16 protein-coding genes and 1 tRNA gene are annotated in these 13793 nt (G+C 50.6%); 6 read left to right on the top strand and 11 right to left on the bottom strand.

Features of this window, described 5'->3' with window-relative positions; translation table 11 throughout:
* Positions 1–459, top strand: a 459-nt coding sequence (locus ACXJJX_RS02385) for an Lcl C-terminal domain-containing protein (protein WP_456431597.1), incomplete at its 5' end; no start/stop codon positions are given.
* Here the strand turns inward: ACXJJX_RS02385 and ACXJJX_RS02380 are convergent.
* From ACXJJX_RS02380 to ACXJJX_RS02335, 10 genes are all read right to left on the bottom strand, one after another.
* Positions 456–1070 (bottom strand): hypothetical protein, encoded by a 615-nt coding sequence (locus ACXJJX_RS02380; RefSeq protein ID WP_456431595.1) that lies wholly within the window; start codon positions 1068–1070, stop codon positions 456–458. The two genes, ACXJJX_RS02385 and ACXJJX_RS02380, sit on opposite strands and share 4 nt — an antisense overlap.
* Before the next feature lie 58 nt (positions 1071–1128).
* Positions 1129–2385 carry a sulfite exporter TauE/SafE family protein gene (locus tag ACXJJX_RS02375; RefSeq protein WP_456431593.1) on the bottom strand — a complete coding sequence of 419 codons (1257 nt, stop codon included), beginning with the start codon at positions 2383–2385 and terminating at the stop codon, positions 1129–1131.
* 61 nt (positions 2386–2446) lie between these two features.
* Positions 2447–2869 carry a universal stress protein gene (locus ACXJJX_RS02370; protein WP_456431591.1) on the bottom strand — a complete coding sequence of 141 codons (423 nt, stop codon included), beginning with the start codon at positions 2867–2869 and terminating at the stop codon, positions 2447–2449.
* Positions 2870–2919: 50 nt separating this feature from the next.
* Positions 2920–4506 carry a porin gene (locus ACXJJX_RS02365; protein ID WP_456431589.1) on the bottom strand — a complete coding sequence of 529 codons (1587 nt, stop codon included), beginning with the start codon at positions 4504–4506 and terminating at the stop codon, positions 2920–2922.
* 116 nt (positions 4507–4622) lie between these two features.
* Positions 4623–5072 (bottom strand): universal stress protein, encoded by a 450-nt coding sequence (locus tag ACXJJX_RS02360; protein WP_456431587.1) that lies wholly within the window; start codon positions 5070–5072, stop codon positions 4623–4625.
* A 2-nt stretch (positions 5073–5074) separates the two neighbouring features.
* Positions 5075–6352 carry a YeiH family protein gene (locus ACXJJX_RS02355; RefSeq protein ID WP_456431584.1) on the bottom strand — a complete coding sequence of 426 codons (1278 nt, stop codon included), beginning with the start codon at positions 6350–6352 and terminating at the stop codon, positions 5075–5077.
* An 18-nt stretch (positions 6353–6370) separates the two neighbouring features.
* A complete protein-coding gene (locus ACXJJX_RS02350; protein WP_456431582.1) occupies positions 6371–6550 on the bottom strand; it encodes a hypothetical protein in 180 nt (59 codons plus the stop codon).
* A gap of 186 nt (positions 6551–6736) precedes the next feature.
* Complete coding sequence (locus ACXJJX_RS02345; RefSeq protein ID WP_456431580.1) at positions 6737–7705, bottom strand: NAD(P)-binding domain-containing protein; 969 nt, start codon at positions 7703–7705, stop codon at positions 6737–6739.
* 87 nt (positions 7706–7792) lie between these two features.
* Positions 7793–8458 carry a deoxyribose-phosphate aldolase gene (gene deoC, locus ACXJJX_RS02340; protein ID WP_456431578.1) on the bottom strand — a complete coding sequence of 222 codons (666 nt, stop codon included), beginning with the start codon at positions 8456–8458 and terminating at the stop codon, positions 7793–7795.
* Positions 8459–8460: 2 nt separating this feature from the next.
* Positions 8461–8913 carry a hypothetical protein gene (locus ACXJJX_RS02335; protein WP_456431576.1) on the bottom strand — a complete coding sequence of 151 codons (453 nt, stop codon included), beginning with the start codon at positions 8911–8913 and terminating at the stop codon, positions 8461–8463.
* 148 nt (positions 8914–9061) lie between these two features.
* Between ACXJJX_RS02335 and ACXJJX_RS02330 the strand changes: the two genes are divergently transcribed.
* Entirely contained in the window at positions 9062–10588 is a 1527-nt protein-coding gene (locus ACXJJX_RS02330; RefSeq protein WP_456431574.1) for a sodium-dependent transporter, read from the top strand.
* 112 nt (positions 10589–10700) lie between these two features.
* On the top strand, positions 10701–12044 hold the full coding sequence (locus ACXJJX_RS02325) for a replication-associated recombination protein A (RefSeq protein ID WP_456431572.1): 1344 nt from the start codon (positions 10701–10703) through the stop codon (positions 12042–12044).
* On the opposite strand, the gene ACXJJX_RS02320 is transcribed toward ACXJJX_RS02325, so the two are convergent.
* Positions 12019–12795 carry a hypothetical protein gene (locus tag ACXJJX_RS02320; protein WP_456431570.1) on the bottom strand — a complete coding sequence of 259 codons (777 nt, stop codon included), beginning with the start codon at positions 12793–12795 and terminating at the stop codon, positions 12019–12021. The two genes, ACXJJX_RS02325 and ACXJJX_RS02320, sit on opposite strands and share 26 nt — an antisense overlap.
* A 100-nt stretch (positions 12796–12895) precedes the next feature.
* Between ACXJJX_RS02320 and ACXJJX_RS02315 the strand changes: the two genes are divergently transcribed.
* From ACXJJX_RS02315 to ACXJJX_RS02305, 3 genes are all read left to right on the top strand, one after another.
* Positions 12896–13111, top strand: a complete 216-nt coding sequence (locus ACXJJX_RS02315) for a hypothetical protein (RefSeq protein WP_456431568.1) — start codon at positions 12896–12898, stop codon at positions 13109–13111.
* A gap of 53 nt (positions 13112–13164) precedes the next feature.
* Positions 13165–13241 (top strand) — tRNA-Arg (locus tag ACXJJX_RS02310).
* Positions 13242–13437: 196 nt separating this feature from the next.
* The coding region (locus ACXJJX_RS02305) for a Na+/H+ antiporter NhaA (protein ID WP_456431566.1) at positions 13438–13793 on the top strand (356 nt) is incomplete at its 3' end.

The following is a 13793-nucleotide window of genomic DNA, read 5'->3' as shown; positions in this document are numbered from 1 at the left end:
GGCCGCCAGATACCCTGTCACGGATCCGGCCAAGACGGCGAGGTCCGCTCCGGAGCCCCATGGCCCAAACCACGCTTTATTACCAAGGAAGGCCTCGTCCTCGATCAGGCCACCGGCCTCACCTGGCTCCGAATGGCTGATATCAGCGGCCAGCCGGTAACCTGGAGCCAGGCCTTGGAGCTCATTACCAGGATCAATGCCCAACGGTTAGAGGGCCGCACGGACTGGCGCCTGCCCAACATAAACGAACTCGAGACCCTGGTCGATTGTTCACGCCACCACCCGGCCCTCCCTGGAGGACATCCCTTTGTCGGCATCCGGGATGTATATTGGTCTTCGACCACCAGTTTCTTTGAGACCGACTGGGCCTGGGCCCTTTACCTTCACAAAGGGGCCCTGGGTGTAGGACTCAAAAGACGGAAAAACTTCTTTGTCTGGCCAGTCTCTGGAGGTCTTTAGGACTCGGCTTTCTTGATCTCTGATTTCTCCATAAGATCGGCAAAACTCTTAAGCCGAGCTCCTTCTTTATCATATTCGTCAAGGATAGCCTTGATCTTTCGGAAATAAGGAAGATAGGGCTTGAGGTAGAGAAAGACTAACTTGGCCAAGATGTAAAGAAGAACAAAAACAAAGATATAGCCTACGGAATCACCTAGATAGGGGATCTTAAACGGTAGGGGAAACTCCACAGAGAAGAAACGGTACTGCATCCAGCCCAGGGCAAAAGGAGCCGGCCAGAGAGAGGCCGCCGAGTAGGCAATGGAGAGAAAGAGGATCTTGCCAAAAACCTCATTGGCCCGATCATTAAAGATCTTATAGGCCTCTTTATCCCCGGCCTCAATGGCCTCTACCGAAAGATTGTTCCACTTGACAAGCTCGCCGTTTAAGCGATCAAGGTAGGCCTTGTTGAAGAGGAAAACAAAAGAGATGGTAAATTCTCCAATAATTACGGTAATCAGGGCCACCAGAAAGGTCCCCAGAAAAAATCCTATCAATGGATCCGAAACCAGACGGTAAAGGGGGATGAAGACTTTGTCCAGATAAAGATAAAACTGAAGCTCAGAGATCATCGACACTTCCTTAACATAAAATAGGCTTTTAAGGGGGGCAAAAGCCCCCCTCTTTAACTTAATACGGAGGAACGATGCTGTAGCCCAAGAAGCCCTTCGAAGTGTAACGCAGACCAACATAGATGGCCAAGAGGACAAAGAGCCTCTTTAGCCAGATATCCGGGATATACTTCTGGGTCCGCGGGCCAATCATGGAGCCGATAAAAATCCCGATAAGCTCCGTACCGATAAAAGGCCACCAGACGGTCACCCCTTTAAGGACGATGTAGGTGAAGATACCAACGATCATCTTCACCAAGACGATAAAGGCCGATGTTCCGGCAACGATGAACATGGGCAACTTGACGATGTCAGTCATAAAGGGCACAAGCAAGAATCCGCCACCGATGCCCAGGAAGACAGCGATTATGGCGATACCAAAACCACCCAGGGCCGCCAAAAGAGGACTGAACTTAAACTCGACCCCGTAGAAGGTAAAGACACACTCGGTGAGACTGAAGCGGACGATCTTAACCCCTTCATCACCTCCGCTGCCCTTTTTGGCCGCCTCTTCGAAACGCTTGGCCGCCTCGCGAGCCGCCTTGCGCTTGGCCCGGGCCTTTTCCGTGGTCCCGTACCACATGAAGCCCGCCACCGCAAAGACCGCCAGCCCGAAGTAGCCGATGTAGGCCTTGAGGCTGATCTTTCCGGCAGTAAGCTCGGCAATCCCCACAGCTCCACCCACGGCTCCAATAGCCATGGCAATGGCTAGTGGGGCAACAATGCGCTTCATCCGCCAGTAGTTTATCGTCGAGACCAGGGCACTGATGCCCACCAGGAACATGTTGGAGACCCGAATGGTGTCGGTGAGGAACTTATTGAGAGCCGGGTTGGTCTTTTTAAAACTCTTGGCGTAGTCAGCCAGACCGAAGATGGTAATATGGCCGACCCCGGCCATAATTCCACCAAAGGCCCCTACCGTGGAGAAGATCCAGCCTACCCAGATGGCCCAGAGGAGCCCAACAATAAAGTTGGGTTTGGGGGCCCCTGGAATACCCAAATAACCCCTAGGGGCATGGGGATTGATACAGCCCTTCTGCCCTTCTTCAGAGCAGATCGGAGTCCCGGCAATGAGCTTGGCCAGCTTACCCTTTAGGCCATAATCTTTGGAGGCTGGCCCCAGACCTTGATGGGCAGGAGCCGGCTGGGACTCGGTAACCGCTGGGGCTTCGCCATGAGGCCCCTGGGCCACACCACTTTGAAGATAAGCCATCCAGGCTACAATCGTAAGGAACAAGGTCAGAAAAATAAGCTTTCTGGATAATACCTTTTTCATAAGGCCTCCTTGTGTTTTTTAAGGATTTTTCACAAGGCCTCGTAAGGTAAAAAGCCCTCTTTTACCTCACCAAGACGACACTACAGTTGGCATGATGGGCCACCTTGTAGGAAACACTTCCCAATAAAGCCTTGGTCAGACCACTTCCGCGAGATCCTAAAACTATGATATCCACCCCCCTTTCTTTGGCGTTTTCTAAGATAACCCTGGCTGGCCGCCCCTTTTCTACCAGAAGCTCATAGGAGAGACCTTTTGCCTTAAGGTCCTCCTCCACCTTAGCCAGAGCGGCCCGGGCCGTCCTCTCCATCTCTTCCTCGAGCTTGAGCCCCACATCGGTTCCGAAGTCTATGTCCGGCATAAAAAACTCCGGAACCACCGTCAGGACAATAAGCTCAGCTCCGAAGCAACGGGCCATATCCGCGGCCATGGAGAGAGCCTTCTTGGCCTCTTGGGACTCATCATAGCCCACAAGTATCTTTTTCACCGGAATTACCCCCTTTGGATTAGGAAGGGGGGCTAGCCCCCCTTCTGGCCTTAAAAGAAGTGTTGATACATCACCCGAAAACGAAGGTCGTTCTGGGTATCGCTATCAAAGTCGCTGGCCGTAAGCCCCACCTTGGCGGCCTCGGCGGCATTTGCCCCTTCAACCTTGCGTTGGAGGAGGGAGATATCAAAGGTGATGTATTGATTGAACCCATGGAAATAGTGATTGACACCGATGACAAACTGCTGAAGATAGTCCTCAACGCCATACTTTCCGTTGGCTAGATCAACTAGGCCAAGACCACTGGTCATAGAATCATAGGGGTTGTTATCGCTTAGGCGCTCAAAGTAGGCATACTTAGCCACCACCTCCCATTTACGGGGAACAATATAGTAGCCCAGATTGGCCCGAAAGGCCCAACGGTCCCAAGTCTGCTGGATGTTACCGTCTGGATCCTGAATAAACTCCTCCCAGGCCCACTCAAGATCGGCTGAAAATCCCCGGTAGCGATAAAGGACAGCCAGGTCAAAACCGTAGTTTTCTATATCGTGGCGCAGAGAATTAACAGAGACACTCCCACCGCTGACCGTGTAGTACTCTTTGGGGCGGTCCTTGGTCCAGAATCCGGAGAAGATGGTCGCCAGGGCCGGAGCAGTGTTATAGCCATAGTCGCCTTGCATGAAATAGTTATTGAAGGTCTTGGGTCCCATGGGACCACGGGGATCCGAGCCAGGCAACCAGTTGATGCCCACCCGGAAGCTATAGAGCATGTCGTCGCTGTTGGTGTTGCGATTACCCTGGGTATCCCGACCGTTGTAAACTCCCAGCCAGTAGCAGAGAAACTGCTTCTTGCCCATCAGATCAAGCATTCCGTTGACATTTATCCCCTGAGAGCGATAATTGAGCATCCCGCCGATGGGAAAACCGTTGTCAAGAAGGTGACCACCAACCCGAAGCTCTCCAGTATAGGTTTTGCCGCTTCTTCTTCCGGCCTCGATCATGGATCCAGGCCAGATCCCTTCAGAATCATCGGTAAAAATAGTCCGGTCAGTGCCGTTTTGCTTAAATCCGCTCTGCCAATACTCAATACCAAGCCCAGGAATCTTCATCCGTCCAAACTGGACCCGAAACTCCTTATATTTCTGCCAGATGATAAAGGCATCATGAACATTGACCTTGCTTTTGGGCTCGAGCTGGACATGGACAAAATACTTCCAATCTCGGTTAGGAGCGGTGCCATCTACAAAAAACCTCAAACGGCGCATGGTAAAGCTACTGTAGTTTTCCTCACTTCCATCAATGTCTGTATCTCTATCCAGATAAGTATAACGAAGTTGGATACCAGTACGAAAACGGAATCGATATTCGTTATTACTTTTGGGATCTTTGTAATCAATACGGAAACCATTTTTCCAATAAGCTTTCCAATTTACTGGGGCCTTTTGCTCAACAGCCTTCATAGTTTTCTGCTGATTTTTTTCTAACTCCTCGATACGTTCAAGGAGCTTTTTAACTTGGGCCTTTAGGGCTTCAATCTCGGCCTCATTACTAGCCTTAACGGATGAAGGCCGGAGAGTAAAAGAGATAAAGAGAACAAAGGCTAAGATAAAAGGCCATAAAGTCCATTTTCTAACCATAAAACCTCCTCCTTTGAATTTTTTTTGGATGAGCGCCATCACCTTCAATTACATCTATTAGGATGCAAATGTCAAGAAAAAGTTGATTCTGAGAAAAATATCACGAATTAAAATCTCTAACTCTGTTTAACGATTAAAATTGGAACATTTGAATGTTTGGCTACATATTCTGGCAGTTTTCTTGAGCGAAGGCGATCCCAAAAGCTAAGTTTCCTTTGTCCCAAAATAAGTAGATCATAAGATTTTTCTCGGAGTTCGCTTAAAATTTCACAACCAGGATCTCCAACTCTAGCCTTAATCTCAAAGGTGACTTTTTGTTGACAACAGTAGTTGGAAAATTCACAAAAGGTTTGGTAAGCAAGTTCCTCTAGGCAGGAGTCAACATATTGAAGATACTCTCGTCTGCCCTGAGAATAAAGTTCATTATAAAATTTCTTGAGGTAAGGATCGAGGACGTGAAGGCCAACCAGTCTGGCCTTAAGGGCCCGGGCTAGCCTCAAGGCCCAAAAGATGGCCTGTCTGGTGTGAGGTTTACCATCCAGACAGACCAGAAATCTTGACTCCAAGATCAATGGCCCCCTGTGACCCGCAAAAGATCCGTCCCTATAAGATAAACGGCAATAAGGCCCAGGATCATTTTGGCCACAGCCGCCAAGAAACCAATAGTAAAGGCCTTACCACCAGCCTTCTTCATATCATCAATAGAGATAGAAAGGCCGATACCGGCAAATCCTATAGCGAAAAACCACTTGTAGACAGCATTCATGGCCCAGAAGGGACTTCCGGCCACCTTGGGGCCGCCAAGAAAATCTATGTGTAGGCTGTTAAGAAAGACCAGAAGGAAAAAACCCAGGATGAAGATGGGAAACTTGTCCCGAATGAGATGCCATTTGTTGATCTCCTGGCCCGGACGACTGTCCCCTGCCCTGAGGATATAGAACCAAAGGGCATAGAGGACAATCAGGGGCAGGAACATGATCCGGGCTACATTTATAAGAACAGCCGTATCCCTGGCCTCAAGGCCATACCATTCGGCGGCAGCCACCAACTGGGCTGTATTAAGAATGGCAATGGCCCCCCAGGCCCCGAACTGAGGCTCCGAAAGCCCCAAGGCCTTACCGATATAGGGCATGGTAAAGAGCATCAGGGTGCCAAAAAGAAGGATTGTCCCTATAGCATAGGCCATATCCCGGGGTTTGGCCCGGACTACTGGAGAGGTAGCAATGATGGCCGAGACCCCACAGATACCGGTCCCGGCTCCCATAATCCCTCCGAGGCCATCCGGCACTCCCAGGCGCTTGCACAGATACATGACGACGATGGCCGTACCAAATATAAAGACAGCAGTGAGTACTAGCCCTACACCGCCGACCTTGATCACGTCTGACCAGACATAGTGGACTCCAAGGATGATGATCCCCGGCTTGATTATCGGCCGGGCCACCCCAACCCCAGGTAAGAATATCTTCGGGATCCCGATAGTATTCCGGATAAAGATCCCCCCTAAAAGGAGAATAGCTACATACTTTATCTGGGCCTTCTGATAGAGAAATGTGGCCCAGTCCCAGCGGTCACCCACTTGCCCCCCGACCTTAGCCAAGGCCTTCTTTTGTTTTTGGACTCTGGCCTCCAGGGCCCTGATTTCCTCTGACGGAGCCCCTTGAGACTTAAGGCGGAGAATTTTTTCTTCAAGTAAAGGGATCTTTTGAGAGGCTACGTTAGCCTTGTGATGAATGGCCAACCAGTGGTCAAGGTTCATGGCCAGAAAGGCAAAAACCATACAGAGAATAAGCCCAGGGATATATTTGGGCCAATCCGGAACCAAAAGACTGCGCCACAGCCCCATCAACACCTCCTGACTATATCAGAAGATAAAAAGACCCTTTTTAAAGAGATCGTAGATCTGGTGGGGAAAGGCCATACTCAAAAAAAGAACGATCAAGGCGATGATTATAGCCCAGATATCCTCCCTTTTCTCCGAGGAGAAGACCTCCTCAGCCACGGAATCCAGATCCTTCCCCTGGGGAGGGTCGATCTTTCCCATGAGCACCTCCACTTCAAAAGGAAACTTGAAAATATGTAGCTTTGTTTCAAAAAGAAAACAAGATTTAAGGTTTCTGGTTTTTAGTTTTTGAATAGCGGGTTGGTTTCTGAAGCAGAAATATTTTTGGTGGGGGACAAAAAAGAGGGAAGTGATGGATCCGGGCTTCAAGCCCGGATCCAATCTTGCCTAAGCCTTTAGGCGATCTCCATATTTAGAGGCTATGGCCTCAATGGTTGTCTTGGCAGAGTTGAAGGCGGCCATAATAGTCCCCTTTTCGGCCACTAGGTCACCAACCAGAAAGAGCCCTGGAATGTTACTCTCCCCATCGGGGGCCACCTTGGGCCGTTTGCCATCAAGCTCAACCCCTATGGCCTGAAGGAAGGCCTCCGGGGTTGAGCCTCCCAAACAATAATAAACGGCGTCAAAGATCATGGAATTTCCATCTTTAAAGTTAACCTTGACCCCGCCTTCGGCAGGCTCAAGCCCCTCGATATCTGTGGCCATCATCAGGTTAACCCGGCCCTCCTTGCATTTGTCCTCAAGGGCACACATGTTCTCTTCGTTTATCCGAAAGAATTGCGGCCGACGATAAGAAAGATAGACCTCGTTCTTCTCGCACAAAAAACAGGCGGTCTCAGCGGCGGTATCCCCACCGCCAACAACCAGTATCTTCTGGCCTTCGGGACAGGAAAGAGGCATGCCAAAGAAGACCTTGTCTTTCACCTCTTTGGGAATGGGGTAACTCGGTTTTACCGGACGCCCAAAAACCCCTATGGCCACCACCACCACTGGGGCCTCAAAGGCCTTTTGGCTATTGACCCAGATGACAAATCTATCTCCCTCTTTCTCTATTTTGGTAACCTCGCTCTTGTATCTGATATCAAGGTCATACTTTTCGACAAAGCCTTTCATCCTCTCCAGGAACTCTTCCTTTGATTCCGTATCGAAAGAAAGAAGCCCTATGGGCTCAACCTTTCTTTTAAGAAAGACAGGGTCAACCCTTTTGCCTTCGTGATAAAGACGGACTATGGTGTCACATAAGTGAGGGGCTTTCTCCAAAACCACTACCTTGTCGATACCGGCAGCCTTGGCCTCACAGGCGGCAGCAATTCCGGCTGGACCGGCGCCAACAATGACCAAAGAAACCTGTTCCATCTATCCCTCCTTTTTCCATAAGTAATGGTTTAAAGCTAATCGGGGTTCAGAATGGGCCTATGACATATAAGAAAAGAATTTGCAAGTTTAAGTATGATCAGGGGCCCCTTGGAGTATTTGGACGCCGGAGCTTGTCCCCAGGCGCTCGGCCCCAGCTTTAATCATCTCCAGGGCCTGAGAGTAAGTCCTGATACCTCCGGCGGCCTTGACCTTTTTCATTCCGAGGCTGAGTTGGCGGATGAGCCTTACGTCTTCAACCGTGGCCCCTCCGGGGCCAAATCCCGTAGAGGTCTTAATGTAATGAGCCCGCCCCTGCCTTAGAGCCTCGACCACAGCGACCTTTTCTTCCTGGATGAGGTAGGCACATTCGATAATCACCTTGACCACCGCCCGAGGGACCGCCTCACAGATGGCCTCAATTTCTCCAGCCACAAATTCCAAACGTCCTTCTTTGACCCAGGCGAGATTAATGACTACATCAAGCTCAACAGCCCCAGCAAAATAAGCCTCTTTGGCCGCCTGAACCTTAACCGGGGTCATCTCAAAACCCAAGGGGAAGCCGATCACAGTGGAAACTTTAGGGCTTTGGCCCTTGAGCCTCTCTCGGGCCAAGGGGACGAAGACCGGCGGGACACATACCGTCACAAAGCCAAACTCAATGGCCTCATCACAGAGTCTTTTTATTTCCGAAGAGGTGGCTGTGGGCCGCAAGAGGGTATGATCAATATAGGAGGCAAGGTCTTGGGCCCTCATCTTCAAACCCTCTTTATCCCATAATGAGCCCAAAAATCTTCCAAAAAACGCCTCAGATCCGGTCTCAGACCGTAACCCAGAGATTGAAAGCGATCTTCAATCCAGAATCGCCCATGGCCCTGACAAAGGGCCTGATGAATGATGACCAGTAAGACTCCCAAGGCTTCATCATGGGTGCTGAGGATATAGGGCTCCTTGAGTTGATCCGTAAAGTTAAGCCAGTCAAGAATCCTTTGATCATTGAGATCACATTTGCTGAAGTCGCACTGGCCAATCTCTAAAGGAATATATTTTAGATCATGCCTTTCGGCCCATTGGGCCAAAGGTTTGGGGCCAGGTTCAATATCAACGATCACCTGGTATCCCATGGCCTTGAGCTTCTCAAGATCCTTCTCTTGGGGAAAGCCCACCAAGACAGTATGCCCATCAAATCTGATCTCCTTATAAATTCCCATCTCTGGTCCCCCTTAGGTCTTAGACTTGAGGCCCCGGCCGAACACTTGAATTCCTATCCAACCTGATAGGAGAAAATTTACTTGAAGCCAAGGAAAAGTTTAATTACTAAGCCCGATTATGGGCAAGAGAAGGAGATCCGGAGGGCGCATGGGGTCTCGGCGTGAACATTGGGGCACACGGATTGGTCTCATTCTGGCCATGGCCGGCAATGCCGTGGGTTTGGGAAATTTTCTCCGTTTCCCTACCCAGGCCGCCCAGAATGGCGGAGGGATCTTTATGATTCCCTACATGATCTCCCTCATCCTTATTGCCATCCCTCTGATGTGGATTGAATGGGGAATCGGCCGCTATGGAGGGGTGCGAGGCCATGGAACCACGCCGGCCATCTTCAGGCTCCTCTGGCCTCATCCCCTGGCCAAATATCTAGGAGTCTTGGGTCTTTTTGTCCCCTTTGTGGTCTCCTGCTATTACGTCTATATAGAGTCCTGGACCCTTGGTTATGCCTTTATGGCCGCACAGGGGAAACTCCCTGCCGGGACAATGACTCCCGGGGTGAGCCCTGAAGAATATCTTGGGCCTTTTAAGGCCTTACTTGAGCAGTACACTGGCACCGGGGGCAAAGATATCTTTAAGCCCTCCCTTATGGCCTATTGTTTCTTTCTTGTCACCATGGGCCTGAATGTCTTTATCCTCATCAAGGGTATTTCGGGAGGGATTGAACGTCTGGCCAAGGTAGCCATGCCCCTTCTGTTTCTTCTGGCCGTGGTTTTGATGATCCGGGTAGTTACCTTGGAGACCCCGAATGGTACTGCAGTCGAGGGTCTTAACTTTCTGTGGGAGCCAAGATGGTCGGAACTCTCCAACCCTAAGGTCTGGTTGGCCGCCGCCGGCCAGGTCTTCTTCACTTTAAGCCTTGGTTTTGGGGCCATTATCACTTATGCTTCCTACCTCAAGAAAAACGACGACCTTACCCTTTCGGCCCTGACGGCCTCCTCTCTGAACGAGATGGCCGAGGTTGTCCTAGGGGGCTCCATTGCCATTCCGGCGGCAGCAGCCTTCTTCGGGGCCACCGCCGCCCAGGTAATTGCCAGCTCTGGAGCCTTTAACCTGGCCTTTGTCAGTCTGCCGGCTATCTTTGCGAATATCCCCTTGGGGCAGATCTTTGGTTTTCTCTGGTTTTTTCTTCTCTTCTTTGCCGGGCTTACCTCATCGGTGGCTATTATTCAGCCGGTGGTGGCCTTTTTGGAGGATGAATTCCGTCTTTCTCGAAGACTTGCTGTCTTTGCCACCATGGGGCTTTTGTTTGGCATTGCCCACGTGCCCATCTTTTTGGCCGGGGCCCTGGATGAGATGGATTTCTGGGCGGGAACCTTCTTTGTCGTCCTCTTTGCCCTCATCGAAGTTCTGGTCTTCTTCTGGCTCTTTCCCGCCGATAAGGCCTGGCGAGAGATAAACCGGGGAGGGATCATAAAACTGCCCCGGATTTTTTTCTATATCATGCGTTACGTCACCCCGGCCTTTCTCCTTCTCATCCTCAGCTGGTGGTTCTTCAAGGTCCTTCCCTCTTACATCGCCCAGAGCCACTGGACGGCCTGGGTGGCCCGGGAGATAATGGTCGGCATCCTTTTCCTTCTGGGGCTTTTGGTTTATCTTTCTCAAAGGAGGAAGCGATGAGCGGTCAGGCGCTTTTGTTTATGCTTTTTTCCTGGTGTTTTGTGGCCAGCCTGACCACTTTTTGTTTCTCTCGCCTCTTTTTAGGCAAGAAAAAAGGCCCGAGACCCAGCCAGTGCCCAGAAGAAGACCAATCTTAGAAGAAAGCCTCTTTAGCCATTCGGCCCCTCTGGCCGAAAGGATGCGTCCGGCCGATCTGAATGACTTCGTCGGTCAGGATCATCTTCTGGGCCCCGGAAAGATTCTCTCGAGGATCCTCAAAAGTGGTCGCGTCCCCTCTCTTATTTTCTGGGGGCCGCCAGGTTGCGGCAAAACGACCCTAGCCCGCCTTATCGCCCGTCAGACCGGAGCCCATTTTGTTTCCACCTCGGCAGTCACCGCCGGAGTCAAGGAACTGAAGGGCCTAATTGAAGAGGCCCGGAGACGATCTCAGGTTGGAAGACAGACTATAATCTTCATTGATGAAATCCATCGCTTCAATCGAGCCCAACAAGACTATCTTCTTCCCCACGTAGAAACTGGACTCATCATCCTTATTGGGGCAACCACCGAGAATCCTTCCTTCCAGGTAATTGCCCCTCTTCTTTCACGCTCAAGGATCCTGATTCTCAAGACCTTGTCCGTTGAGGACCTAAAGGCCATTGTCCTTCGGGCCCTTAAGGATCAAGACCGGGGCCTAGGAAGGCTTAGCCTTGAGATTACCCCCCAGGCCCTAGAACATATCGTCCTTCAGGCCGATGGAGATGCCCGAGTGGCCCTTAACAATCTGGAATTAGCTGCCATATTGGCCACCCAGGAGGGAAGCCAAACCATTGACCTTTCTCTGGTCGAAGAGGCCATCCAGAAGAAGGCCCTTCTTTATGACCGCCAGTCAGAGGAACACTTCAATCTTATCTCTGCCTTTCACAAGAGCCTTCGGGGGAGCGACCCCGATGCTGCCCTTTACTGGATGGCCCGGATGTTGGCCGCTGGCGAAGATCCTCTCTATATTGCCCGACGAATGATCGTTTGCGCCTCAGAAGATATCGGAAATGCCGACCCCCAGGCCTTGAGCATAGCCTTGGCGGCCAAAGAGGCCTTTGAGGCCCTCGGGCCTCCAGAAGGGGAGCTAGCCTTGGCCCAGGCAGCGGTCTATCTAGCCTGTGCCCCTAAAAGCAACGCTGTCTACCAGGCCCTGAAGACGGCCCAGGCCGATGTCCAAAAATACGGCAGCCTTCCTGTCCCCCTTCATCTCCGCAACGCCCCAACCCAACTGATGCGGAATCTGGGCTATGGCCGCGGTTATCGTTATGCCCACGATTACCCTGGGGCCTACGTCCCTCAGGAATATCTACCCGAGGGGCTCCAGGGCCGTCGCTATTATGAGCCCAGCGATAGAGGCCTTGAGGGGGATATCAAAAAACGTCTTTTGGCGTGGCAAAGAATAAAAGGCCTCAAAAGGCCACATAACGCCGATTAGCTCTGACTTCGGCCAAGCGCCTTTCCAGAAGCGAAAGACCGATGCGGGCCCCCTCGGCCTGAGGGTTTAAGTTCAGGGCCGAACAGAAGGCCTTTCTAGCCTCATCAAACCAGTTTCCTTCAAGATAGCTCTCTCCGGCCAGAATAAAGCCCATCTCTGGATGGCCGGGAAACATCAGCACTAGGATCTCCAGAAGACTATCTGGTCCCCAAAGCCTTTCCAGCTTCTCGGAGGACTCAATCAGAAAACGCAACACCAAGGCATTGGCCTTCATGTCTGGCAGAAGGGCAAATAAGGCTTTTTGGGCTCGTTCGAAGAGGCTCCGGAGTCGCTTGAGATGGCGAACCTTATCCTCTATGATGTCCTTGAAGAAGGCTTGGTAATGAAAATCCTCTTCTAGGAGGCAGAAACCCCAGTCCTTCTTGAGAGCCTCATAGAGGGGATGATAGCGTTCAAGAAGATAGGCGGCTTCTTTGAGTTTCATGGCCTCATGGAAGATAGATCCCACCAGCCAGTCGAAGAGTACCCCTCGGGGATTTTCTTCCAAATCATCTCGCCACAGGGAATGACAGACATCCTTGAGCCTCCAGAGCGGACCTTTGTCCTTTTCGCAACCGAGCCACCTCTTAAGATCCTCAAAGACTGTGGCCTTTTCTTCGATCTCATTAAAGAAGAGATTGGCCTCAACAAAACCGGCCAAGGCTTGGCGCTCGAAGATGTCGCGACGTTCCTCAAACCAGGGATTACCCATACTCGAGCAGAGAGAAATAATCGCTTTTTGGCCTTGCCTCAAGGCCTAATTTTGGGTAACAGGTGCCAAACATTAATCCTTAAGGAGCAACTAAAGTTCTATGGAATGCCGACGACTTAAGCAGTTAGTCCGCGATTGGTATCATCAGGTCATGGAGGATGCCCTGGCCCCTGCAAGGATGATGGAATTCATCAATCGCCACGTAGAACGTTGTCCTGTCTGCCAGACAGATCAAGCCCTAGCTAATGAAATCGAGAAGATCAGAGAACTGGTTCGGGCCCCGGCCCCGAGTGAAGACGAAGAAAAGCTTGCCTGAAGAATCCTTTACAAACCTGGCGGAACCATTAAAATCTTTCTGTACTCACAGGAGCGCCGGTAGCTCAACGGGACAGAGCAGCGGACTTCTAATCCGCAGGTTGGGGGTTCGAGTCCTCCCCGGCGCACCACTATAGCACCACTATACAAGAACGCCTCCCTGATTTCCCCCGGGCACTTAAAGAAGGCTGTTGTTTGTCTCGATCAAAAAGGATAGCTTTTGGGAAAGGTTCCTGGTAAGAGAACTATCTTACACCTCCTCAAGTTAACAAATTTTGTATTTGGCCAGATCTCCGAGAAAAGATCGAAACATCAAGGATATTTTTTATGCAAATGAGACTAATTCCTGAAGTAAAACTTCCAGAGGTTAGGTTTCAAGCCCTTGAGGACTTCATTAAAAAGGGATCTTTTAGCGGAATTTTATTAATTTTTACAACCATATTGGCTCTGATTTTAAGCAACAGTCCCGCCGCTCCATATTATCAACACTTTCGTCACATTCCACTGGAAATACGCATTGGCAATCTACACCTGGCCAAACCTCTATACCATTGGGTAAATGATGGTTTAATGGCTATCTTTTTCTTACTAATCGGTTTAGAGGTCAAAAGAGAGATTTTAGAAGGCCATTTAGCTTCTATAAGACAAGCGGTGTTACCAGGAGTAGCTGCTCTTGTTGGCAT

This window comes from Thermosulfuriphilus sp. (assembly GCF_054026695.1).
Note: the sequence above shows the minus strand (reverse complement) of the source record. Positions and strands in the feature narration are given on the sequence as shown.

What these genes read in the sequence shown, in the direction of transcription:
- ACXJJX_RS02380 (WP_456431595.1), bottom strand. Translation starts at nt 1,070, where the DNA reads ATGATCTCTGAGCTTCAGTTTTATCTTTATCTGGACAAAGTCTTCATC.
- ACXJJX_RS02375 (WP_456431593.1), bottom strand. Translation starts at nt 2,385, where the DNA reads ATGAAAAAGGTATTATCCAGAAAGCTTATTTTTCTGACCTTGTTCCTT.
- ACXJJX_RS02365 (WP_456431589.1), bottom strand. Translation starts at nt 4,506, where the DNA reads ATGGTTAGAAAATGGACTTTATGGCCTTTTATCTTAGCCTTTGTTCTC.
- ACXJJX_RS02355 (WP_456431584.1), bottom strand. Translation starts at nt 6,352, where the DNA reads ATGGGGCTGTGGCGCAGTCTTTTGGTTCCGGATTGGCCCAAATATATC.
- ACXJJX_RS02350 (WP_456431582.1), bottom strand. Translation starts at nt 6,550, where the DNA reads ATGGGAAAGATCGACCCTCCCCAGGGGAAGGATCTGGATTCCGTGGCT.
- ACXJJX_RS02345 (WP_456431580.1), bottom strand. Translation starts at nt 7,705, where the DNA reads ATGGAACAGGTTTCTTTGGTCATTGTTGGCGCCGGTCCAGCCGGAATT.
- deoC (WP_456431578.1), bottom strand. Translation starts at nt 8,458, where the DNA reads ATGAGGGCCCAAGACCTTGCCTCCTATATTGATCATACCCTCTTGCGG.
- ACXJJX_RS02335 (WP_456431576.1), bottom strand. Translation starts at nt 8,913, where the DNA reads ATGGGAATTTATAAGGAGATCAGATTTGATGGGCATACTGTCTTGGTG.
- ACXJJX_RS02330 (WP_456431574.1), top strand. Translation starts at nt 9,062, where the DNA reads ATGGGGTCTCGGCGTGAACATTGGGGCACACGGATTGGTCTCATTCTG.
- ACXJJX_RS02320 (WP_456431570.1), bottom strand. Translation starts at nt 12,795, where the DNA reads ATGGGTAATCCCTGGTTTGAGGAACGTCGCGACATCTTCGAGCGCCAA.
- ACXJJX_RS02315 (WP_456431568.1), top strand. Translation starts at nt 12,896, where the DNA reads ATGGAATGCCGACGACTTAAGCAGTTAGTCCGCGATTGGTATCATCAG.